The following is a 1,762-nucleotide window of genomic DNA, read 5'->3' on the forward strand; positions in this document are numbered from 1 at the left end:
GCGCCGCACCAACCTGGACGAGCTGCCCCAACTGTGGAACGTCCTGAAAGGGGAAATGAGCCTAGTGGGCCCCCGCCCAGAGCGGCCCTACTTTGTCGAGCAATTTAGCCAGGAGATCCCCAAGTATCCTGATCGGCATTTGGTGAAAAGCGGCCTGACTGGCTGGGCCCAGATCCACGGCCTGCGGGGAGATACCAGCATTGCCCGCCGCACCCAGTATGATCTCTATTACGTGCAAAACTGGTCGCTGTGGCTGGATCTGCGCATCTTGGCCATCACCTTCTGGCAAGGGATCCGCGGACGGCTGGCCGGATACTAGGGGTTAGCGTATGCCATTCTCCCCCCAAGAGCTGCTCTACGAGGGCAAGGCCAAGCGCATCTACCGCACTGCCGATCCCAGGGTTTATCTTTGCCAATACAAAGACGACGCCACGGCCTTCAACGCCCAAAAGCGGGGATCCATCGCCGGCAAGGGAGAGGTGAATTGCACCGTCTCCAGCCATGTGTTTGCCTACCTGGCGCAGCAAGGGATCCCCAACCATTTCTTGGCCCAAACCGGCCCCACCGAGATGCAGGTGCGAGCCTTGCACATCCTGCCTTTGGAAGTGGTGGTGCGCAACCGCACAGCGGGTAGCCTCTGCCGACGGCTGGGCCTGGAGCAGGGCCTTCCCATCGAGCCGCCGCTGGTGGAGTTCTATTACAAAAACGATGCCTTGGGGGATCCCTTGGTAACCCCCGACCACATCCGCCTATTGCAGCTGGCCACGCCGGAGCAGGTGGAGCGCTTGGGATCCCTGGCTTTGGCCATCAACAACCATCTGCAGGCTTTCTGGCGAAGCTGCCGCCTAGAGTTGGTGGACTTTAAGCTGGAGTTTGGCCTGGACGAGAAGGGAGAGATCCTGCTAGCCGACGAGATTAGCCCCGATACCTGCCGTCTTTGGGATCGGGGGGGATCTGAGCCGCGGGTGCTGGATAAAGATCTCTTTCGCTTTGATCTGGGGGATCCGGTGGCTGGCTATCAAGAGGTGTTGCAGCGGGTGCTTCAGGCAGTGGGATCCCAATTCCTTCTCTCCTAGAGGGAGAGGAGCCAGGGGTGAGGGACTATAATCGCCTCAGCGATCCCACTCCTTTAACGCCCGAGCCTCCTTTCGCTTGTCGGGATCCCGCCATGACCTCTCCCGGCCCCCCCTACCCCGGCGAGCGTTTCCGCCGCCAACTGGCCAACCTGCTGGATGCCTGGGTGGAGCAGGGGTTGATCGAACCTGCCCAACGGGATCGCCTGCGGGAGTATTACCAACTGGAGAGTTTGCAACGCTCAGCCGGCGGGCGATTTGCCCTGGTGCTGCTGCTGTTTGGCGCAGTTCTGGTGGGCCTAGGGGTGATCTCCTTTGTGGCGGCCAACTGGGCTGCCATTCCCCGCTGGGCCAGAGCCTGGGGGTGCTTGGCCCTCATGGTAGGGCTGCAGGTGGCTGGCTTCCAGGTTTGGCAGCAGGGATCCCGACGGCTGGGCAGCGCCCTGCTGATAGCCGGTGAACTGACCCTGGGAGCCTGTATTGGCCTGATGGCCCAGTGGGTTCAGCTTGGGGGATCTGCGGCAGGCTTGTTTTGGGCCTGGGGGATGGGCAGTTTGGCCATGGCCTACGGCTTGCGTCACAGCCCCAGCGGTGTACTGGCCTGCCTTCTGCTGGGCTCGGGGATGGTAGCCGACTTCGTGGATTGGGGGACTGTCAACTTCCTGATACATTTACGCTGAACACTGCTG

Annotated in this window: 3 protein-coding genes; all 3 read left to right on the forward strand. The window is 61.5% G+C overall.

Going from position 1 to position 1,762, the window contains the following annotated elements; translation table 11 throughout:
- Positions 1–319 (forward strand): sugar transferase (locus tag NW815_RS11280; RefSeq protein WP_414416020.1); only part of this gene is annotated, 319 nt, incomplete at its 5' end.
- Positions 320–329: 10 nt separating this feature from the next.
- Entirely contained in the window at positions 330–1,076 is a 747-nt protein-coding gene (purC, locus tag NW815_RS11285) for a phosphoribosylaminoimidazolesuccinocarboxamide synthase (RefSeq protein ID WP_414344193.1), read from the forward strand.
- A 17-nt stretch (positions 1,077–1,093) separates the two neighbouring features.
- Positions 1,094–1,753: a DUF2157 domain-containing protein gene (locus tag NW815_RS11290; RefSeq protein WP_414387993.1), complete on the forward strand. Its 660-nt coding sequence runs from the start codon at positions 1,094–1,096 to the stop codon at positions 1,751–1,753.
- Positions 1,754–1,762 lie beyond the last annotated feature (9 nt).

Source organism: Synechococcus sp. R6-7 (assembly GCF_047461695.1).
In the GTDB taxonomy this organism is placed as follows: Bacteria; Cyanobacteriota; Cyanobacteriia; order Thermostichales; family Thermostichaceae; genus Thermostichus.

Bases quoted from the DNA above. Each gene is read 5' to 3' on its own strand.
- purC (WP_414344193.1), top strand. From the start codon at position 330: ATGCCATTCTCCCCCCAAGAGCTGCTCTACGAGGGCAAGGCCAAGCGC.